We start from the raw sequence: 19,598 nt of genomic DNA on the forward strand, positions 1-19,598 counted from the left end.
CGACCATGAAGGGTGACTTTGCACGCGTCACGTTCGATCCGGGCAATCACCGGACGCGCGTGCTGCAGCAACAGGGCAGAGTGCTGCTGGAAGCGGACTGGAACGAGCAGGTGGGCATCCAGCTGCACCTCATGCACACGCTGATACGCGACCTGGTGGGTCCGTGTTGGGCAGTCGGTAGCGGGTTCCAGGTGACGGCCGGCCCCGGCAGCCTTTCGGCGTGGCCGGTGAAAGCAGGCCACTTCTATGTCGACGGCATCCTTTGCGAGAACGACGTCGACTGCACGCTGGCTGGCCAGCCCTATGCCCCTGCGCCGCTCGACAGCGCCGGCAGCTGGAATCAGCCGCCGCCGGGTTTCGCGTTATGGCTGGATGTATGGGAGCGGCATCTGTCGGCTATCGAAGCACCGTCGGTGCTCGACGTCGCGCTGGATGGCGTGGATACGGCATCGCGCGCCCAGACGATCTGGCAGATTCGGCTGCTCGGGTTGGATGCGAGCGGGTTGGACAACATCGCCGCGGCGCTCAAGCTACGCCTGCAAGCCGCCGGCAACGATGCCAGGGCGTCTGCGGCAATCAACGCCCAGCTCGGGCAAGTCGATGCGCTTCGCCGGGCACTTGTCGCCGGTGTCGCCAGCGGCAGCAACCTGTGCCATTCGATCGGCGGCATCCTTGCCGCCCGCGCCACTTATGCATGGCCGCTCATGCAGGCCCGATTGGGGCCGCTACCGTCGGAGAGCGATCCGTGCGTCATCGCCGCAGACGCCCGTTATCGTGGGTGCGAAAACCAGCTGTATCGCGTGGAGATTCACCAAGGTGGGCTGGCAGGCAGCACCGGCGCCGCGAGTGGCGCCAGTGGCGCAAGCTTCAAGTTTTCCCGCGAGAACGGCGCCGTGATCTTCTCCGTGTTGCAGACGGCCACCACCTCGCAGGCCGATGGCAGCGCACTGATCGCCGTGACCGTGGCAAGCCTTGGTCGCGATCAGCGGCTGGGCCTCGCCGTCAATGACTGGGTCGAACTAGTCGACGATGACTACACGCTGGGCCAGTTGGCTGGTCCTCTGCTGCAAGTCACCGCTATCGACATACCCCATGGCCTGGTGACCCTCGCCGCGCGGAACGGGGTGGCGGCCTATGCGATAAGCAACAGCCCACAGAAACATCCGCTCATGCGTCGCTGGGACCAAAACAAGGAAGTGGATGCGCAGGGCTGCGTGCCGCTCACCGAGGGCACGCCGTTCGACCTGGAAGACGGTATCCAGGTGACATTCTCCGCGGGCGGTGTCTACGCCACGGGGGATTACTGGCTCATACCGGCCCGTGTGGCGGGCAATGGCAGCCTCGACTGGCCGCAGAGCAGCGGCCAGCCAGGTGCATTGAGGTCTCGTGGCATGCACCACTATGCGACTCTCGGCATCAGTCAGGGCGCTGGAACGTACGCCGAGTGCTGTTGTCGGTTCGATTCACTTTGTGCGTTGCTGCAGCGCTCGACGAATCGCCTGGCGTCGAATGAGGCGGCGCCATTGGCAAGTCCCGCCGCCGGGGCCGCGGTTGCCGGCACGCCGACCAAGGCCAGGGCCAAGGCCAGCGCGAAGGTCAAGGCCACCGCGAAGGCGAAGGTGAATGCGAAGCCAAACCGTAAAAAGGGGGGCTAGACTAGAGTGAGGAAGATCCCCGCCAAAGGTCTGTCCCGCCATCGACCGCATGGATATTGATCTCCGCGAGCTCGTCCGCAGAGAAATCCAGGTTAGCCAGTGCACCGAGTGAATTGTCCAGTTGCTCGACGGTCCGCGCACCGATCAAGGCCGAGGTGACGCGGGGGTCGCGAAGCGCCCATGCAATCGCCATCTGTGCGAGCGTCTGGCCGCGGCGTATGGCGATTTCATTGAGTGCCCTGATTCGCGCGAGATTCTCCGGGCTGAGCATATCTTTCCGGAACGACCCGTCTCGACCGACGCGCGCGTCCGACGGCACGCCGTTGAGATATTTATCGGTGAGCAGACCCTGAGCGAGCGGCGAGAAAGCAATGCAACCTGCGCCAACGTCGGTCAGGACATCGAGCAACCCGTCCTCTATCCAACGGTTGAACATCGAGTAGTTGGGCTGATGGATGAAAAGAGGGACTCCCTCATCGGCAAGCATGGCCGCGGCCTTACGCGTCAGCTCCGGCGAATAGCTCGATATGCCGACATAGAGCGCCTTACCTTGCCGGTGGATATGCGTCAGCGCACCCACGGTCTCTTCGAGCGGCGTCGTGGGGTCGACACGGTGAGAGTAGAAGATGTCGACGTAGTCCAGACCCATGCGCCGGAGCGACTGGTCGAGGCTCGCAATGAGGTGCTTCCGACTTCCGCCAATACCGCGGGTTCCACCATAGGGACCCGGCCACATGTCCCAGCCGGCCTTTGTCGAAATGATCAACTCGTCGCGGTGGGACTTGAAGTCACTGGCCAGGATACGGCCGAAGTTCTCCTCGGCCGAACCGGGCGGCGGACCGTAATTATTTGCGAGGTCGAAATGCATGACGCCTCGGTCGAAGGCACGCCTCAAGATGGCACGCCCCGTTTCGAAAACATCGGTACCACCGAAGTTCTGCCACAACCCCAACGAAATCACGGGGAGGTCGATGCCACTTTCTCCGCAGCGGCGAACAGGCATCTGGCCGTTGTATCGATCGGGAGAGGGTTGATAGCTCATGATCTGGTTCTCTTCATTGCACCGAAGGAGAAGGATACGACGGAAAGCCGAAGCTGGGACTGCTTCTCAGGCCCGCCTAGAACATGATCTGTGCACGCACCTCGACGATATGGGGATCGACGCGGACATCGCGATGGTCACTGATCGCACGGACGTAGTTGCCCTGCAGCTTGAGGTACTTCGTCAGGTACCAATTGGTGCCGAACGTGATGTCGTGTTCTGTTCCGCCTTGCGTGGGCCCGTCGTCGAGATCCAGCCTGCTGTAGCGAATCAGGAACTCGAGTGCGCCCCAGGGACCCTTCGGCAGGACGTCGGAGACGTTGCCGCCGCTATAGGTCCGTGATTCCCCCGTGGCCACCCAGCTACCGAATGCGTACCAGCCATGTGCTTTGTATGCCGGCTTGTCCTCGAGCTTGACCTTGGCGTCCAGGTACTCGCTCTGCACCGACCACGGCCCGTGTATCCACAGGCCTTCGAGGCCGCGACGGTCCACGTGTTCGGCCACGCTCAGCACGCCTGAGTCGATCAGCCGCTGGGTGGCGAGTCCCGCTTCCGGCAGGGCGCGCAGGCGCGCGTTCGGTGGCGTGTAGTGGCCGCGCCCGTCGGTCGTGCCATATGGCGTTTCACGTGATACCGAGCCGCCGAGATGGAGCACATCGCCGGGATCGTTCAATGGCGTCCACGCCGCACGACCCGCGACCATGCGCCCATCGAGATCACCCTGCAGGTTGCCACCGTTGTAGTAGCCCAATTGCACGAGGTAGGCCCTGCGCGTCAACGCCCAGTCGACGCCGATGCGACGGTTGGCGTAGACGGCTTGCATCGGCAGCGACGGCTCAAGGAATGACGTCGTGCCAGTGCTGGTATTGCCTTCAAAACCCACCGGGGTCTTCATGAAGCCGACACGGACCGCGCCATAGTCGTCGCCCAGGACAGCTTTGCTCTGCAAGCGGAAGAAGACGTCGAGCCAGGTCTTTGCCTGGAAATCGAAGACAGCGGTGGCGTCGTACACACCCTTCTTGCGAATGAAGAAGCCGAACTCCTTACGTCGGTTCGTCTGTGCGTTCTCATACAGACCATCGTCGTGGGAAAAGCGGTCGATGTCGTACTGATACTTCACGGACAGGCCGAGATCCGTGCCATCGGCAAAGACGTAGTGGGTCGGCCAATTGGTGCGCCAGTCGTAGTTGTTGCCAGGCGCATCGGCGGCGGACGCGAACACGGGTGCGATCAGCGCCAGAGCGCTGAGGAAAAATGCCTTCATGCGGTTACCCCTCCCGAGGGTCGGTCGATGCACCGACCGACCGTTTGTAGCGAACTATACCGCCCACTGAATTATTCGATCAATCTGGGAGGTGTGAAACGATCAGGCAAGGTGAGGGTAGGTTGTCCGCGAATCCCATATGTCCAGGCGGGCGGAAGCGCTGCAGACCGGTATTTTTACTGGATGGTTATCCGTAGTTGATCTGTCGCGTACCGAGCTTCGCTCGACAAGGATAGACCTGAGCCATTGTATTCTCCCGTTCGCGAGGCTCTCCGGCCAGGGCCAGGTTGCTCCCACCCCAGGCATTCAAGCCCTGGCTTTCGCGAACAGGCCTCTCTTCTCAGTAGGGGGAAGCGGTCGATGGACCTCGCCAGCAACGCCCACAACCTGATCGATCTGGCTGCGCTCGCGATTGAGCTGTTGGCGACAGCGTTGATCATCATCGCCATTCTCGCCGCGACGTCGATCTACCTGTTTGGTCTCGTCCGACGAATGGCCGATCCACAAGGGCGCTACACACAGTACAAGCGGCGCCTTGGACGGGCCCTCCTGCTTTGCCTCGAGATTCTCGTTGCGGCAGACATAGTACGCACCATTGCGCTCGACAGCTCGTTCCAAAGCGTGATCTCGCTCGGTCTTCTCGTGGTCATCCGCACATTCCTGAGTTGGTCACTCATCCTTGAAGTCGAGGGACGCTGGCCCTGGCAGCGCGAGGAAAAACACAGTCGGGGTACCGCGGCGGGCCCGGGGGATGTCTCTTAATTCGAAGTCCGGGAAGTCCAAGGAGGGCGCGATTCGGCGTGGCTCGGCTCAGGGTCTACTCCGGGAACAGGAATGTCATCACGAAGCGATATCCCCAGCCGTGCGGACTCGTTTCATTCGTGGCCACCCAGTAGCGGACGTCACCCGTGAAGCTGACGGGTTGCTTGCCGAACCGGACCAACTTTCCGACGGAAAGATTTAGCGGTACCGCGGCCTGGTGCGCGTGCCAGTCGTATGACGATTCAGCGTTCACACCGTATGTCCAGGCGGTCGGCGTCGTGTACGACACGAAGGGCTGTAGGAACAGACTGCTGAGGGGGCCGCGGTCCCGATAGTTCTTTACGCTTGCGACCGACCAGATCTGGTTCGTGAGAAAACCGAACGTGAAACCGCGCGATTGCTTCAGGACGACGATCGTTGGACCGAGCCCCCATTTTTTCGCACCGAGCAATTCGTCTGTCGCCGTGGGTAGGAGGAACGCGGGACCAACACCCCATATCACGCCGCTGGCAGTAGGCGCCTTCGGTGAGAAAAAAAGACTTTGCGTTATGTCGCCGAGCCCCGATTGACTCCCTGAGCCCGGCAGGATGTCGCTTTGCGAAGTGACGGGCAAGATCGTCCGCGAGATCATGTTCCAGTCGTCACTGACGGATACCGGTACGACCGGCTGAATATTCACGCCGACCCGATGACCGCGCTCGTCGGGACCTATCGAACTGTCGTAGTTGAACTGGAAAGGCACGCTGATGAGCGAGGCGACCGGGTTGGACAGTTTTGTCGCCAGATCGGCGGCGTCGTCGCCCTGGCTGGGGCTGGACTGAGCGCTCAAGGGGGAGCACCACGCTGTGAGCGCTGCGTAGAACAACAGGCGTCCGATCGTCATGTGCGGGCCCCCGGGAGCCTGGTATCGCGCAGCGGCGCGTCCCAGTGACGTGCCCTCGCAGGGCAGACGCTCCGCCGATTGTTGCCGGTCGACAAGGGCAGAAATACCGATATTGACTAGGCGTTCTTACCTATTCGGCCGCTACGGTCGCACTCAGTAAACCGCCGACGAGGAGAGCGGTATGCAGCTTAGGGGGCAGGGCGGATGGACTCGGCGCCTCGGTATTTTTACGGAGCGAGACTACGCGTTTTGTCGCTGGCGCGTGTCGCTTGTTTGTCACAGGCTTGAAGACGCCAGACTTCCAGGACGGCCGGCGTTGGATCGGAAGCGAGCGCACTCAGGCGTTTGGATCAAACAGCGATCAGGGCTTAGTCACGGAAAAGTAAGCCGCCGATGCTTCGATCTGTGCATCGTCCATTCTGGATGCGACTCCGCTTTCGGCAAGGCGCTTGCCGGCTGAAATCGTGTTCGCCGAAGGGGCGTGCGGTGCAGGCGCAAGCGGTGGACGCTGTGCTGAAAAGTACGTTGCGAGTGCGTGCATGTCGTCGTCCGACAGGCGTTGCGCCACCGGTTGCATGACAACGCTGAGGCGAGTCCCGTCTTTGAACATCGACAAGGCGTGTGCGAGGTAGTCCGGATTCATACCGGCCAATCGCGGCGCGCCGATCGTTATCATTTGGACTTCCAAAGCGCTTGTCGCCTGACCGCTGAGGTTGATGACCCCGTTGACAGCGCCGCGATAGGTACGCGCGTGGAAAGCCGGTGGACCGGGCAGGCGTGAGCGTTCCCGGTGAGCATCAGGTATAGGCGTCGATCATGTCTCCTACAGTGGCGACCTTGAGGTCGCACGCCCCGACGGGCACGTTGATATCGAACAAGTCCTCAATGGCAAAAGTCATCGCGATGCCTTGGCACGAAGCAATCCCCAACACTTCGAGCGTGGCGTCCTGCGTGATCGTCGCCGGATCGGCGCCAACCTGTTTGGCAACGATATCGATTACGCGCTCTTCGATGGGGTCGTTCATCGCTTCGATTCCGGGGCTTGCGGTAACGGCAAAGGAGAGAAATTTCGTACCGCGCGCTCAGCGATGCGATTGCGGATCTGGGCTTCGACCACGCCGGGTACGTCGGCGCAGCTCCCGCTCATTTCCGTCAACACGATCGGCCCGCGCCATACGAGCGCTTCCCACTCCAGGCGCGGCCCGACGCGTTCGAGTGTCACCATCGCCACCAGGTCCTCGCCTGCCTCGCTACCGACGAGGAGCGACAGGCTGGTCCGATGGTCGCGAGCGAATCGCTGGCCGAGGGATATGCCGAACAAAGGGTGCGAGGTACATTGATCGACTTTCATTCGTCAGCCTCCGATGTGAGCTCCATGGGCCGGCTGCGCCGGCGCTCGCCTTGCCCTCGGCACCGCCTTCGGGAGCAGGGGACTGTCGCGTGTGGCCTCGAATAGCTCGATGACACGAAGGGCTGTGTCGCTACCCGAGGCGTCAGCGGTATCGAACCCGATGTTGCACCCACCATAGGGCGCATAGACGTCGAGTGCCGTTGCTTTGAAAAGTCCTATCGTCGTCACGCCGGTCGCCGACCCAAGGTGCATGACGCCGCAGTCGGCGGTGACGAAGAGGTCCAGGCCGGCCAGTACCGCCGCCATGCGGCGAATATCGGATGAGTAATAGCCAGGCCATGCCTCTCGTAACATCGACCGCGCATGGGCGGGAACGATTTCGATGATCGATGCGTGGGGAAGGGTGCCATGCAAAGTAGCCATGAAGTCCATCCACCAGGCTTCGGGGTACCGCTTTGTACCCGTAGCGTTGCCGAAGATGCCGATGACTGGCCCCTTCTTCTCACGGGAGGTAGACGCCATTAACGCGGCGACAACACTGGCCCCTTCTGCGCGCTCATCCCGGGTCAGATGGATCGCAAGCGGAGGATAGAATTGTGACGTCGTCTGTATGGAGTTGGCTGCCCAACGGACAAGATTTATCGGCCGATGCCCCATGTGGCGACCGGCGATGGCGTGAGGCGCGGCATGCGTAAGCGCGCGCGTGGGCTTGTCGCTGAAGCCAATTTTGAAGCGTCCGTGGAGAAGCCGTGTGAGTGCTCTGGCGAAGCCGGAGCCCAGAGTGGGATCGATAATCAGGTCGTAGTGCGTTCGCCTGATCCGGAACAACGTACGGAGCATCGCGATCGGGTGCTTGAACCCTCGTCGCGGCAGGCAAAACACCGTCTTGACGCTGAAGAATCCCCTGAAGACGTCCTCTGCAATCTCGCCTTCACTGACGATATCGATCTCAGCACCTTGGTAGCGTTCTTCAAGCTCGCAGATCAACGGTGTCAACAGTAGGGTGTTACCGAGTCGATGGTTGGGCCGGCAGATCAGGATGCGATAGATGCCCTGCCGAATAGGTGCGATATGCGTGCTCATGACACGCCCCTCGCGTGATACGCCAGGTCAGGCAAGACTTTTTTGAGCGCGCCGTCGACAAGCGAGGGAAATACGCCGTTAAGTCGTGCGAACAGGTTTTCCGGGAAGCCCATGTACGCTTCGCTTTTCTCCTTCTCGATCGCATGCACGATATGCAACGCCACCCAGCCAGGTTCATCCATATGCATAAGCTTTCGTTCCGCCATGAGGTGCACGGCGGGTGGATTGAAAGCCGTTCGGACAGACCTCGGTGCGACATAGGTAACACCCACGCCGGTGCCGTGCAGTTCCCGGCGCAGTGCCTGCGAGAAACCGCGCAGGGCGAATTTGCTGGCCGAGTACGCGGCAAATCCCGGGTAACCGATGCTGCCGAACGTGGAGCCTACGTTGACAATACGGCCCGATCCCCGACCCAGCATGGCCGGCAGTATCTCTCGCGCCATTTGCATGGGTGCCTCAACGTTGATTTGCATGGTCCGGGTGATCGCACTCGCGTCGGACTGGTCGAAGAAGCGGAAATCGAGGACCCCGGCAAGGTTGATCAGGACATCGACGCGACCGTAGGCCTCAACCATGCGAGACACGGCCGAACGGCGTGCCGCGGCGTCGGTGAGATCAGCCTGTAGCACGACCGCATCCATCCGGTGCGTGGCGACAAGGTGTTCGAGGCTGGCGACGGACGCATCCGTACGACCCAGTAATCCCAGCCGCGCGCCCTTTGCACCGAGCGCTTCGGCCAGTTCCCGACCGATACCGCAAGCGGCGCCGGTGAGTAGAATGCGTTTTTCACGTAGGTCGAGGGTCATGGTCATTGGCCCGCGAACACGGCAGTCTGCTGGACGGCTCGCGTAGCAACGAGCTGGCTCTCCACCCACTTCGGCGATACGTTGCGTCCGAGAGTCGCGGTTTTTTTCCTGCCGCTTATGTAGAGAAAGCCGTCCGCGTCCAGCCATCCGGTGTCGCCGGTGTGCCAGACCTGGGGACTCGGGTCGTATAGCCCGAGATAGCCTCCAAAAAGTGCACCGGAAACGACGATTTCGCCGTCGTCGGCGATGCGGACACGGGCATGTGGCAAGGGCATGCCGACGCTGCCGGCACGTTCGCTGCCGGGACGGTTCATGCTCACGACCGACGTGGCCTCGGAGAGGCCGTAGCCCTCGTAGACAGGAATTCCTAGTGCCCGGGCCCGGCGCAGCAGGGAGGCGGAGCACGGCGCGCCGCCAACGGCAACGAAACGCAGGGTGGAAGGCAGGGGCGCACCGGCCTGCGCGCATTCCACGGCAAGCGCCAACAGTGGAGGGACGAGGATCGTTCCGGTGGGCGTGAACCTGTGAAGCGCATCCATGAAGGCCCCGGGTTCCACCGTACTTGAACCGGTGAAGCCACAACGCTCCAACGGGGGGAGGATAGCCGTCGCCCCACGGAGGATTGGCACATAGATGCCGCCGATATTCGCAAGCAGGGTGGACAGCGGAAGGAGCGTAAGGCTGCGATCATCGGAGCGCGTCGACGCTGCGCTCGCCAGCGCCTCGGACACTTCGTCTATCGCGGCGCGCGTGATGCAAACGCCCTTGGGCTGTTGAGTCGTGCCAGACGTGTAGGTGATCTTGCCGGTATCCGAGGGCAGGGTGCGACGGCATGGGGGGAGAAGGCTGTAGAGATGGAGTTCGGTGTGGGCAATCATGATCGTCTCGTGACGCGAGACGCGAGATAGGGGAACGCCGTAGTCCGGACGATCCGTGATGAGAAGGTCCGGTGCCGCATCGGTCAGCAAGTGCGCGAGCTGCTCGTCGCTGAAGAAAGGCGGCACCGGTATTGCAACCGCGCCGCATGCGGCGATGGTCAGATCGACAACAGCCCATGGAATACCGTTTGCCATCATCACGGCAACGCGCCCGGCGGCGATGCGCGAACCGACTTGCGTGATCGTCCGTGAGAGCTGGCGATAGGTCATCGCCGAGGCGGCATCTTCAAGTGCTACCTGGTCCGGTCGCGTCAGCGCATGGTGCTCGAGTTTCTTCAGGATGGTTCGCATCAGGCACCTCCGCAAGACGAGGCGCGAAGGGACCATCCCGGGCTGGCACTTTCCCGACTATCACGGAGCAGTGCGCGCAGACGTGGTTGCGATACGACTATATTGCGCAGTTCAACCAGCAACGGCTCCACGGTATCGAGCACGCAAGGGTCGGACGGTTGCGGCAGCGGGGGCAGGCACATGGAGGATCGCTCGCTGGGAGGAGATAACGCTTACCAAAGCGATATTCGTGCCACCGACGTATCCTATTGAATACAAGGATAATAACTTAAACTTCACTCGTTCTACAGGCCCTCCTTTCTTGCAGTGCGCACGAATTGTCTGCAAGAAATGTCGGGTGATTCAGGGCGTGGCAGTGCGGTCCGAACAGAGGCTCGTCTCGCTGATTGTCGGCGGCAGTGGAACCAGCATCACGACGCGAACGCTCGTGTCGGCGTGGCACGAAGCGACATAGCCGACGGCACCGGGCGTCGCCGCCGCGAAGCGGATAACCGCTTCATCCGATGCCAGTACATAAGGCGGGCTCACGCCCTGGAAGTACTGTTTGTCCCAGTAATCCTGCATCGGTCGTTCGGCCATGTGCAGTACGCTTTTCGTAAAGGCGTCACGCAGCGGGGAGTCGGCAGGCAGATTGACCGGCGTAAGCTTGACGCCGTCGCTGTCGACGAAGATGCGCTTGAGATAGACGTTGCGGAGCGTGTCCCGGTCGAACGACAGACGGGGCGCCGTCGGCGCCGAGATCACGGCAAGCTGCACCTGTGCCGCCCATACGGCCTGGTTCCCGAGAGCCACCCCCCAGAGCAAGAACAGGAGGCGTGCGGCATTGCGGCGCCTTGGCATAAGTCAGAACAACACCGAGAAAGATGCCAGCCAGCCGGCCGGGACGATTTCGCCGTTCTGACCATTGCGATGCTCCAGCTTGAGTACGAGGCCCGGGACGGGGCGATAGTTGAGGGCCTCGGTCCGGACAATCGACGTCGTGTCCGGTACGGACGTGTGATATCGCTCGACACGACCGATCAGGTAGAGATGGGACGCAATGGGGATGCCCGCCTCGACAAAGCCGCCGCGCTCGCTGGAAAGCGGCGACGCACCCGTGCGATAGATGGCCTCGCCGGTGAGCTCCACGTACCGCGTAGTCCACGTGAAGTCGATGCCTGTGAGTTGGTAGTCGTGCCGCGGTTCCTGCAGTTGGTAGGTTATGTAGGACGCGCCCACGGTTAGGCTATCGCCCGCCAGGTGGTACAACACGCGACCGCCGTACGCGTGGAGGAAGTTGTTCCGAGGACTTCGGTCACCCGTGTAGTCGGTAAAGGCATCGTCGGCGTCCTGACCCACACCCAGGTTCTTGCTGTCGTCTGCAAATATCCAATAATCGAGGTCTCGCCCCTTTAAGGCGACCGTACCGAAGGCCATGGCGCCCGCCGCATGGCGGGCGAAGGGGGCGGACGTGGAAAGGGGACGCGAGACGGTCCAGGTCAACGGATCGGCGTGAACGAGGTTCCACTCGCCGATGGGCGTGAGAAACTTGCCGAACCGGAACGTGATGGCCGGTGTCGCGTGGAAATCGGCATAGAGCCGTTCCACATCGACCTCGGCGTGGCCGCCACCGTTCTGCGCCCCGGTCACGTTCGTCGTACGCGAGGTGGCCAGTTCGGTGAAGAATTGCCAGCGGTCACCCAGGTCCTTCGTGACGAACAGGCTGACGTCGCGCAGGCTCGAATCCGCGTGCGAGCCTTGCAGGTCGAAGAAGTGCACGTCGGCATATCCGCCGATCCGCAGACCCTGGTCGGGAAAGTAAAGTCCCTGGCCAAGAGAATAGGGTGCAGGCTGCCATGTATTGCTTCCGGTCGTGTCCGTCGCGCGAGTGCGAGGCGCCAAAAAGAGCGCCGACAGCAGAGCGATCACGCCCAGGACCAGGGGACGATGCGGATGCCGGCTCATGGAGATACCTTCAGGGGTGAAACGTGGACGGGCGCAGGATGGCATAACCCGCGCCCGATTCTGCGACACTGACGCAGGCATTCCCAAAGCTGACCCGCCTTGACGACACGATCGGCCCTCTTCCGGCTCCTGTTCTGGACCATGCTCGGCACGATGACCGTGGTCGGTGCGCTGTCGTTCTTCCAGTTCCGGAGCGCCCTGCAATCCGAGATCGCCGGCAATCTTCGCTTCGGCGCGACCGCGATGATGCAGCGCATCGACACCTTCCTGTTCTCCCACGTCGAGAACATGCGTGTCTGGCGTGGCCTCGAAGTCATGCAGGATATCCGGGTGAAGGATGTCGACAAGCGGTTATCCAACTTCCTTTCCAACCTGCGGGCCGGCCAGGACAAGGTGTACGACGTGCTGCTGTGCACCGACGTGCAGGGGAGGGTAGTGGCCGCTAGTGAGGCATCTTATATCGGCGGTAACGCACCGAGCCTGTCCGGCTGGCACACGGTCCTCGGGCAGGGTCTCGATTCGATCTCGGTGACGTTGTCATCCGGGGGCCTCGGTACGAGCGCTATCGTGTTGCGCAGTGCCATTCCGAATGCCTTTGGCGAAGGCACGATCGGGTATCTCTACGCGTTCCTCGACTGGCGAGCCGTGCAGGATCTGCTCGATGGCGCGGTGAATCACGGTGCCAGAGGGCTTCTCCTCGCCGATCACGGTGGCCACGTGCTCGGCGCATCCGCTGCACTTCGCACTCAGCAAAATCTAAGGCAACTTCGTCTGGACGACTGGGATCTTCCGGTCGAAGGTGCAACGTCTTATGTCCACAAGGGAACGGGCCTGGGGTACGGTGAGCTTCTTGTCGGTGTGGCGACATCCGGCGGCTCGCCGCCCTTTGAAGGTCTCGGGTGGCACACCCTCATGATCGAACCGACCACGGTATCGTTCGGTCCCATCTGGGCGTTGCTCTGGGCCATGGTCGGCGTGTTCATGGTGACGCTGCTAGCCGGGCTATGGATCTCGTCGCGCCTGTCCGACCGCATCGTCTCCCCGATCGTGTCCTTGACGGAGTTCACGCGTAGCTTCCGCCAGGGACAACCTTCGCTTCCGGAAATACCTTCCGGCGCCACTTCCGAAGTCGGTGAGCTACATCGGGCGTACACCGAAATGATCCAGGCGCTCGAGCAATCGCGCGAGCAGGTCGTCCGTGCCGGCAAGCTTGCGGTGGTTGGCGAGATGGCAGCGATCATGGCGCACGAGGTCCGGACGCCGATGGGGATCCTGCGTAGCTCGGCTCAGCTTCTCCAAAGGGAGCCCGACCTCGACGAAAGGCAGCGCGAACTGATCGGCTTCATTTTCAGCGAAACCGAACGACTGAACCGGCTGGTGACGTTGTTGCTCGAATGCGCGCGGCCAAATCCGCCGCATTTCATGTTGCACGACGTCCCTGAGATCGTCGACAGCGTCCTGGCCCTGCTGGAATCCCGTGTCGAGCGCACCGGCGTAACGCTGTCGAGACAGGCCGACGGCGATGACATCTTGCTCAGCTGCGATCGCGAGCAGATGATGCAGGTCTTCTTGAACCTGATCCTCAACGCGCTGTCTTTCGTGGGCGAGGGTGGCCGGGTGCGGGTCAGTACTCATCGTGACGAGGAAGCGCTGTGGATCAGCGTCGCAGACGACGGTCCGGGTGTTGCCTTGGAGTTTCGGGAGCACATTTTCGATCCCTTCTTCAGCCGGCGAGAAGGTGGTATCGGCCTGGGCCTGACCATCGTGCAGCAGATCGTACAGGCGCACGGGGGCACGCTTTCCGTCGGCGAAAGTGCCTGGGGCGGCGCCTCCTTCAATCTCCGCTTCAAACATCAAGAGCCTGTGACATGACGACGAAACGGATCCTGGTGGTCGACAATGAGGCGAAGATGCGCCGCATTCTCGAACTTTCCCTAAGGTCCATGGGGCATGAGGTGGAGCAAGCCGGTGACGGCCAGGAGGCTCTTGCGAAGATCGAGTCTGGCTCATTCGATCTTGTCCTCACCGACCTGCGAATGCCCCGACTGGACGGCATTGGCCTCCTTACCGCCCTGCGCGGTGCCGATAACGATATTCCGGTCATCGTCATGACCGCCTACGGGACCATCGAGACCGCCGTCGCGGCCATGAAGGTGGGCGCGGCCGACTACGTCATCCGACCGTTCGAGATGGAAACCATCGAGATGGCAGTGACACGTGCCTTGACGATGCAGGTGGTCCAGCGCGAGAACCGATTCCTCAAGGACGAGGTGTCGCGTGGTTGGGGAGACTTCGTCGGCACCAGTCGCGCCATGCGGGCGCTCTATGAACTCCTGCAGCAGGTAGCGCCCGCACGCAGCAGTATTTTTGTCGTCGGTGAAACAGGAACCGGAAAGGAACTGGTGGCACGCGCCATCCACGTCGCATCGGGTCGAAGTGGCCTGTTCGTGCCGATCAATTGCGCCGCCATTCCCGCGGACCTGCTGGAGAGCGAACTGTTCGGGCACATCAAGGGTGCCTTTACCGGCGCGGTACGTGACCGGATCGGCAAGTGTGAGCTGGCCAGTGGGGGTACGTTGTTTCTCGACGAGATAACGGAGATGCCGATCGGTTTGCAGGCAAAGCTGTTGCGCGTTCTTCAGGAGTCCGTGATCGAGAAGGTAGGGGGCAACGCGGCCACGCCCGTGGACCTGCGGGTTGTCGCGGCCACCAACCGCGATCCACAGCATTCGGTCGACACCGGCGTGCTTCGGCGCGATCTGTACTTCCGGCTTAACGTGGTGCGCGTCGACGTGCCGCTATTGCGTGACCGACTCGACGATATCCCCTTGCTCGTGGACTACTTCATCAACAAATACTCCATCGAGCTGAGCAGGTCGCCGCCGGCGATGTCACCCGACGCGTTGGCGATCCTACAGACCTATGCATGGCCAGGTAATGTCCGAGAGCTGGAGAACATCATCGAGCGGGCCATGGTGCTGTGCAGGGGAGACGTCATCGCCGCGGCACACCTGCCTGCTGAACTGGCAGCGGAGCCAGCGTTCGCGGGTCGTTCCCCAGTCGATGCTTCCGCCCGGGTAAAGGTCCAATCACTGGCGCTGAGGCCGCACGTGGACGAAGTCGAGCGACATCTTATCGAAGCGGCGCTCGCATCGGCTGGAGGGAACAAGGCTGCCGCAGCAAGGTTGCTTGAGATCAGCGAGCGCGCGCTCTGGTACAAGATCAAGCGGTATGGGTTCACTTGATTGCCTCGATGTAGATCAGCATCGTCCCGAACAGCGGCGCCAATGGGATTATTACAGCCAGGAGAATCTAAATTGAACCGTCGTCAATTCCTGGTCGGTGCCGCGATCGGGACGGCCTTTTTACCACTCGCGACATTCGGGGCTCCATCAACCTACACCACCTTCGCGGAACTGGAGCGTCGTTCTGGCGGTAGGCTCGGTGTCTTCGCGCATGATCTCGAGACCGGTCGACGCTTGGTTCATCGACCGAGCGAGCGATTTCTCATGTGCAGCACGTTCAAGCTGCTTGCCGTAGCGGCCGTACTGAACCGTGTGGATAAAGGCTCGGAATGTCTCGATCGCCGAATCTACTACGGGCGCGATGTGCTCCTTTCCCACGCACCTGTCACCAGCCTTCACGCCGATGGCGAGGGGATGACCGTTGGCCAGCTGTGCGATGCCGCCATTACCGTGAGTGACAACACCGCCGGAAATCTCCTTCTGCAAGCCATCGGAGGTCCGGACGGCTTTAACGTCACGATGCGGGCTTTCGGCGACACCGCCACCCGCCTTGACCGCACGGAGCCAAAGCTCAACATAGCAAGTGGCGTGCTCGACACCACCACTCCTGAGGCGATGGGGCAGGTTGCCGGCAGGTTGTTGTCTGGCGGACTGCTTATGCCCACGTCGGTGGCTAAACTTTCCGATTGGTTGCGTGCCGCCACGCCCGGATTGACTATGTTGCGCGCCGGGTTTCCCGCCGAGGCCGATGCTGGCGATAAAGCAGGGCGAGGCACGGGTGGACAAAACAATGACATCGCCATTGTCTGGAAACAGGGCAAAAAGCCCTTGCTGGTTGCAGCGTACTACGTGAACTCAGATATGGATGACGGCCAGCGGAACGCCGTGCTCGCCGAGGTCGGGCGCGTGGTTGCCGCTCGTATGTAGAGTCATTTCGGTGGCCTCGAACAAGAGCAGGCCATCAAGCCCTACGATCGGACGTGCGATGGCTTACATGGCGTGTGGAGCTACCGGAGTGCCGTCCGAGAACGTGCTTGTTGCGACCAGAAAGACTGAGATAGGCGGAAGGGTGGCGATGTCAGCATCATGGCCCGGAAGCAGGTACCAGTAGTTGCCGCCGATCACGGGTGAACCTGGCAGGTTCGCACCCCAGGTCGTGCCGTCCTTGCTGGGCACATAGAACATGACATGCGCCATGTTGTGTTCGCCCTGTGCGGACAGGTATGCGTTCTTCGACATCATGTAGCACATGGCGCCGGCCGCGAGCGGTGGAATCTCCCTCGCCCGCAGGGCCGCCTTGATGCGATCCATGATCTGCACATCGGTCTTACCCGCGAGCGTAAGGGCGGTGCGCAGCTTGAGGAGGGCCGTCATCGTGGGTACCGCTGGCGGATTATCGCAGGCGGCGGCAAGGATCCTGGTGTCCCAGCGCTCGGGCCAATCGGGCGCGCCGCCGAAGCCGCGGCCCACGTAGCAGACGAAGCCGTTGGTCCCCTTGACCGCTGTTTCGTAGCCCGTACGCGTCAGCACCAGGATGGTCGCATCGTTGGAAATCGCCGCCGGGGCGGCGCTCCTGGCCAGGCTGATCTCCGTCGCCCGGTCCAACAGGTATGCGTCGATCGGCGCCATACCGGGACTGTCTTTCGCGTGTAGCGACCCGCTGGCCAGGCCGAGCAGGAGCGCCGCCGCACATGCAGCTGCGTGACCGACGCGACCGGTCGGAAGACTGCCGAAGATACGCTTGCGGGGACGGGTCGTCATTTTGGTTTCTCCTGGATGGCGGAGGTCGCCATATACAGACGTCGATTGAGCAGAGCGGAAATCGACAGCCTCAAAAAAAGCCGATTGACGTGGCCCAAGTGGAGCGGGCTATGATCCGCTGGAGCCAGGGGAAAATCACAATGCAGCCTCTCACTTTGGACGCCCGACTTCAGACCACTGGAGTGGTGAGATGACATTTATAGCGTTGCGCAAAGCTACTGGACTCTGCCTGGTCGTGGCCATGTGCAGCGTCATCGCCTCCTGGCCCGCCCATGCCGCAAAGCCCAGCCCTGGAGCCTATACCGGAAAGTTGCACGATGCCCTCTACCGCATCGATGTCCCTGCCAACTGGAACGGCGATCTTGTCATGCTTATGCATGGCTATCAGCCCGTGGGAGCTCCTGTCTCGACGCCTATGACGGCGGCAGATGCGACTCCCATGTTCCTCAAGAAAGGGTTCGCCGTCGCCCAGAGCCAATATGCATCGCAGGGTTGGGCGGTGAGCGACGCTATTGCGGACAACGAGCGACTCCGCCAGCACTTTGCTCGAACGTATGTCCAGCCGACCCACACCTATATCTATGGCTTTTCGCTGGGAGGGTTGGCCGTCGCCGCAAGCATTGAACGTTATCCCCATGCGTATACGGGCGCGATGATCACCTGCGGGTTAACGGTGTCCACACCGGATTTCCTGGCCCGAGGCGTAGTGACGCCCCTGGTCGCATTCGATGCGTTGATACCGGGTGTCATTCCCGACCTGGCCGCACCCAATTCTCCACCAGCTATCTCGCCCGACGCCATCGGCCGGGCATTGGAAACGCACCCGAGGGAAGCTGCCGTATTGGCAACGCGTCTAGAGGAAAGGCCGGAAACACTGCCGACATTGGCACTGTATTACATGGCGTTCCGCGAGATCGAAAAGCGTGCGGGCGGGATGCCTGTCGATAACCGGAAGGAGATGTACGAGGGCTTCGGTGACGACGTCGTGTTCAATCATAACGTGCATCGCTACAGCGCCTCACCGGAAGCGATGTCCTATGCCAAGCGCAACGTCACCTTGACGGGCCATATTGAAGTCCCACTCGTGATGCAGTGGAATGCGTTCGATCAGACCATCCCGTCACGATTCCATGGGGTGTACCCGGAGCAGATCAGAGCGGCGGGAGCCAAGAAATGGCTTACCGTGCTCGATCCGGTGGGCGATGGCCACTGCAACTTCACCGAGGAGCAGACGTCTACAGCGTTTGATACATTGGTGCGCAAGGCAGGTGCTGGCTAATCGTAGGACGCTCATCCTTGGCGGCTTTCTTGACCTAAGCTCCAGGTCATTCCGTGCGAATTACAACAACCGGTGGCACCTTTGCCGCGGACCTGGCCGGACCCAACACGGCCAGCTGGCCGAGCAGCCACAGCACCACTGCACCGAGCAAGGGCGCGTAGAGCGGCATGCGCGGCAATTCAAAGAGCTCCATCAGGCTGATATTCGCGTAGAACGCCAGCAAGGCTCCGAGTGCGACCCCACCACTAACGATCAAGAAATTCTCGGTGTGAAAATAGCGCAGGATATCGCCGGTCGTGGCCCCGAGCGAACGGCGGATGCCGATCTGCCGGCGGCGCTGGCTGACCCAGAAGCTGCTCAACCCGACGATGCCACCAGCCGTGGCCGACAGCAGCAGGCCGCAGACAATGCTCATCAGCGTCGCCACACTGTGGTCGTCCGCATACGCGTGCTCGCGCACCTGGGCCATGGTCACGACGCCGCTCTGCGCAGCGATGATGCGCGTACCAGCGCTTGCCTGCAGCGCTTTCAGCGCGGCGGCGATCACCGGCTGCATGTTCGTGGGGTCGGTACGCACCATGTAGTTGACGCCCGCAGGATCGGCTAAGCGCATGGGGACGAGCACCGTGTAGTGATCCAAAGGTCCGCCGTGTAGCAGGGGGCCTTGCAGGCTGCCAACGATACCGATGATGGCGGCAGGCCCATTCGGCAGGTAGACCGTCTTGCCCAGGGCCGAACCGTCGGGAAACAGCTTATCGGCAAGGCTGCGGGTGACGATGATGCTTGGAGGATCCATCTTGTCGCTGGGGCCGGTCGCGGTAACTTCATCGGGATGGAAATTGCGCCCGGCGACCAGCGATATCCCCAGCGTGTCGATGGCGTGCTCGTCCGAAGCGAAGAACGTGACCAATTGCGCGGCAGTCTTCTGGTCCGGGTCGAGCTTGAGATGCGTGACAATATTGACGTTGTATCCCCCCAGCGGAAATCCCTGACTAGAGAACGCGTCGCGCACGCCCGGGACTTGCCGCAGGGTTTGTAGATCGGCACGAATATTCGCATCGACCTGGGTCGCATCCTGGCCCATCGTCCAGCCATTGCGGATGACGAAGAGATGGGGTTCGTCCGTACCGGTGGGGCGGGAGAGATGCACAACGCGCGCGGCCACGATTAGCAGTGTGTTGGAGGCGACCGCCAGCGTCAGCGCCACCTGCAGCACGATCAGTGTGGTAGCGACCTTGTGACGTCTCAGCGCCGTGAGAATCGGGCGCAGTTGCATGAATGTCCTGCTCAGGGC

The 19,598-nt window shown here is 61.7% G+C and carries 19 protein-coding genes; 6 read left to right on the forward strand and 13 right to left on the reverse strand.

The genetic code is table 11. The annotated features are described in order from the left end of the window. The first annotated feature begins 5 nt into the window (after positions 1–5). Positions 6–1,655 carry a DUF6519 domain-containing protein gene (locus C8J98_RS05115; protein ID WP_107911567.1) on the forward strand — a complete coding sequence of 550 codons (1,650 nt, stop codon included), beginning with the start codon at positions 6–8 and terminating at the stop codon, positions 1,653–1,655. 1 nt (position 1,656) lies between these two features. On the opposite strand, the gene mgrA is transcribed toward C8J98_RS05115, so the two are convergent. After that, on the reverse strand, positions 1,657–2,697 hold the full coding sequence (mgrA, locus tag C8J98_RS05120) for an L-glyceraldehyde 3-phosphate reductase (RefSeq protein ID WP_107911569.1): 1,041 nt from the start codon (positions 2,695–2,697) through the stop codon (positions 1,657–1,659). Between the two features lie 76 nt (positions 2,698–2,773). Continuing rightward, positions 2,774–3,961: a porin gene (locus C8J98_RS05125; protein WP_107911571.1), complete on the reverse strand. Its 1,188-nt coding sequence runs from the start codon at positions 3,959–3,961 to the stop codon at positions 2,774–2,776. Positions 3,962–4,321: 360 nt separating this feature from the next. Here C8J98_RS05125 and C8J98_RS05130 point away from each other — a divergent pair, with 360 nt between their 5' ends. Beyond that, positions 4,322–4,723 carry a DUF1622 domain-containing protein gene (locus C8J98_RS05130; protein WP_199229818.1) on the forward strand — a complete coding sequence of 134 codons (402 nt, stop codon included), beginning with the start codon at positions 4,322–4,324 and terminating at the stop codon, positions 4,721–4,723. A 55-nt stretch (positions 4,724–4,778) separates the two neighbouring features. Here C8J98_RS05130 and C8J98_RS05135 read toward each other — a convergent pair whose 3' ends face one another. The 9 genes from C8J98_RS05135 to C8J98_RS05175 all read right to left on the reverse strand — a co-directional run bounded on the left by C8J98_RS05135 (position 4,779) and on the right by C8J98_RS05175 (position 12,019). Next, the gene (locus tag C8J98_RS05135; RefSeq protein ID WP_233260117.1) at positions 4,779–5,606 is read right to left on the reverse strand and encodes a transporter; all 828 of its coding nucleotides are present in this window, start codon (positions 5,604–5,606) and stop codon (positions 4,779–4,781) included. 361 nt (positions 5,607–5,967) lie between these two features. Next, positions 5,968–6,282, reverse strand: coding sequence for a hypothetical protein (locus tag C8J98_RS05140; RefSeq protein ID WP_107911573.1), 315 nt, complete (start codon positions 6,280–6,282; stop codon positions 5,968–5,970). A 121-nt stretch (positions 6,283–6,403) separates the two neighbouring features. After that, positions 6,404–6,631, reverse strand: a complete 228-nt coding sequence (locus C8J98_RS05145) for a phosphopantetheine-binding protein (RefSeq protein ID WP_107911575.1) — start codon at positions 6,629–6,631, stop codon at positions 6,404–6,406. Further along, positions 6,628–6,957, reverse strand: a complete 330-nt coding sequence (locus C8J98_RS05150) for a hypothetical protein (RefSeq protein WP_107911577.1) — start codon at positions 6,955–6,957, stop codon at positions 6,628–6,630. The genes C8J98_RS05145 and C8J98_RS05150 overlap by 4 nt, the downstream gene beginning before the upstream one ends. 3 nt (positions 6,958–6,960) lie before the next feature. Beyond that, positions 6,961–8,040, reverse strand: a complete 1,080-nt coding sequence (locus C8J98_RS05155; protein WP_107911579.1) for a glycosyltransferase family 9 protein — start codon at positions 8,038–8,040, stop codon at positions 6,961–6,963. Next, a complete protein-coding gene (locus C8J98_RS05160; RefSeq protein ID WP_107912591.1) occupies positions 8,037–8,846 on the reverse strand; it encodes an SDR family oxidoreductase in 810 nt (269 codons plus the stop codon). Before C8J98_RS05160 ends, C8J98_RS05155 begins: the two co-directional genes overlap by 4 nt. A gap of 2 nt (positions 8,847–8,848) precedes the next feature. Beyond that, a complete protein-coding gene (locus tag C8J98_RS05165) occupies positions 8,849–10,075 on the reverse strand; it encodes an AMP-binding protein (RefSeq protein ID WP_158272601.1) in 1,227 nt (408 codons plus the stop codon). 342 nt (positions 10,076–10,417) lie between these two features. Beyond that, the gene (locus C8J98_RS05170) at positions 10,418–10,915 is read right to left on the reverse strand and encodes a hypothetical protein (protein ID WP_107911583.1); all 498 of its coding nucleotides are present in this window, start codon (positions 10,913–10,915) and stop codon (positions 10,418–10,420) included. Between the two features lie 3 nt (positions 10,916–10,918). Further along, complete coding sequence (locus C8J98_RS05175) at positions 10,919–12,019, reverse strand: porin (RefSeq protein ID WP_158272602.1); 1,101 nt, start codon at positions 12,017–12,019, stop codon at positions 10,919–10,921. Positions 12,020–12,118: 99 nt separating this feature from the next. Between C8J98_RS05175 and C8J98_RS05180 the strand changes: the two genes are divergently transcribed. From C8J98_RS05180 to bla, 3 genes are all read left to right on the forward strand, one after another. Beyond that, positions 12,119–13,891: a sensor histidine kinase gene (locus C8J98_RS05180; RefSeq protein ID WP_146171540.1), complete on the forward strand. Its 1,773-nt coding sequence runs from the start codon at positions 12,119–12,121 to the stop codon at positions 13,889–13,891. Continuing rightward, positions 13,888–15,264: a sigma-54 dependent transcriptional regulator gene (locus tag C8J98_RS05185; protein ID WP_107911589.1), complete on the forward strand. Its 1,377-nt coding sequence runs from the start codon at positions 13,888–13,890 to the stop codon at positions 15,262–15,264. Before C8J98_RS05180 ends, C8J98_RS05185 begins: the two co-directional genes overlap by 4 nt. Before the next feature lie 72 nt (positions 15,265–15,336). Continuing rightward, positions 15,337–16,191 (forward strand): class A beta-lactamase, encoded by an 855-nt coding sequence (gene bla, locus C8J98_RS05190; protein WP_107911590.1) that lies wholly within the window; start codon positions 15,337–15,339, stop codon positions 16,189–16,191. A 63-nt stretch (positions 16,192–16,254) separates the two neighbouring features. On the opposite strand, the gene C8J98_RS05195 is transcribed toward bla, so the two are convergent. Continuing rightward, complete coding sequence (locus C8J98_RS05195) at positions 16,255–17,025, reverse strand: hypothetical protein (RefSeq protein ID WP_107911592.1); 771 nt, start codon at positions 17,023–17,025, stop codon at positions 16,255–16,257. A 241-nt stretch (positions 17,026–17,266) separates the two neighbouring features. Between C8J98_RS05195 and C8J98_RS05200 the strand changes: the two genes are divergently transcribed. Continuing rightward, positions 17,267–18,304: a hypothetical protein gene (locus C8J98_RS05200; protein WP_107912593.1), complete on the forward strand. Its 1,038-nt coding sequence runs from the start codon at positions 17,267–17,269 to the stop codon at positions 18,302–18,304. Positions 18,305–18,350: 46 nt separating this feature from the next. Here C8J98_RS05200 and C8J98_RS05205 read toward each other — a convergent pair whose 3' ends face one another. Further along, positions 18,351–19,580, reverse strand: a complete 1,230-nt coding sequence (locus tag C8J98_RS05205) for an FtsX-like permease family protein (RefSeq protein ID WP_107911594.1) — start codon at positions 19,578–19,580, stop codon at positions 18,351–18,353. Positions 19,581–19,598: the final 18 nt, after the last annotated feature.

This window comes from Luteibacter sp. OK325 (assembly GCF_003050935.1).
Classification (GTDB): domain Bacteria; phylum Pseudomonadota; class Gammaproteobacteria; order Xanthomonadales; family Rhodanobacteraceae; genus Luteibacter.

Bases quoted from the DNA above. Each gene is read 5' to 3' on its own strand.
- C8J98_RS05115 (WP_107911567.1), top strand. From the start codon at position 6: ATGAAGGGTGACTTTGCACGCGTCACGTTCGATCCGGGCAATCACCGG.
- mgrA (WP_107911569.1), bottom strand. From the start codon at position 2,697: ATGAGCTATCAACCCTCTCCCGATCGATACAACGGCCAGATGCCTGTT.
- C8J98_RS05125 (WP_107911571.1), bottom strand. From the start codon at position 3,961: ATGAAGGCATTTTTCCTCAGCGCTCTGGCGCTGATCGCACCCGTGTTC.
- C8J98_RS05130 (WP_199229818.1), top strand. From the start codon at position 4,322: ATGGACCTCGCCAGCAACGCCCACAACCTGATCGATCTGGCTGCGCTC.
- C8J98_RS05135 (WP_233260117.1), bottom strand. From the start codon at position 5,606: ATGACGATCGGACGCCTGTTGTTCTACGCAGCGCTCACAGCGTGGTGC.
- C8J98_RS05140 (WP_107911573.1), bottom strand. From the start codon at position 6,282: ATGATAACGATCGGCGCGCCGCGATTGGCCGGTATGAATCCGGACTAC.
- C8J98_RS05145 (WP_107911575.1), bottom strand. From the start codon at position 6,631: ATGAACGACCCCATCGAAGAGCGCGTAATCGATATCGTTGCCAAACAG.
- C8J98_RS05150 (WP_107911577.1), bottom strand. From the start codon at position 6,957: ATGAAAGTCGATCAATGTACCTCGCACCCTTTGTTCGGCATATCCCTC.
- C8J98_RS05155 (WP_107911579.1), bottom strand. From the start codon at position 8,040: ATGAGCACGCATATCGCACCTATTCGGCAGGGCATCTATCGCATCCTG.
- C8J98_RS05160 (WP_107912591.1), bottom strand. From the start codon at position 8,846: ATGACCCTCGACCTACGTGAAAAACGCATTCTACTCACCGGCGCCGCT.
- C8J98_RS05165 (WP_158272601.1), bottom strand. From the start codon at position 10,075: ATGCGAACCATCCTGAAGAAACTCGAGCACCATGCGCTGACGCGACCG.
- C8J98_RS05170 (WP_107911583.1), bottom strand. From the start codon at position 10,915: ATGCCAAGGCGCCGCAATGCCGCACGCCTCCTGTTCTTGCTCTGGGGG.
- C8J98_RS05175 (WP_158272602.1), bottom strand. From the start codon at position 12,019: ATGAGCCGGCATCCGCATCGTCCCCTGGTCCTGGGCGTGATCGCTCTG.
- C8J98_RS05185 (WP_107911589.1), top strand. From the start codon at position 13,888: ATGACGACGAAACGGATCCTGGTGGTCGACAATGAGGCGAAGATGCGC.
- C8J98_RS05195 (WP_107911592.1), bottom strand. From the start codon at position 17,025: ATGACGACCCGTCCCCGCAAGCGTATCTTCGGCAGTCTTCCGACCGGT.
- C8J98_RS05200 (WP_107912593.1), top strand. From the start codon at position 17,267: ATGTGCAGCGTCATCGCCTCCTGGCCCGCCCATGCCGCAAAGCCCAGC.
- C8J98_RS05205 (WP_107911594.1), bottom strand. From the start codon at position 19,580: ATGCAACTGCGCCCGATTCTCACGGCGCTGAGACGTCACAAGGTCGCT.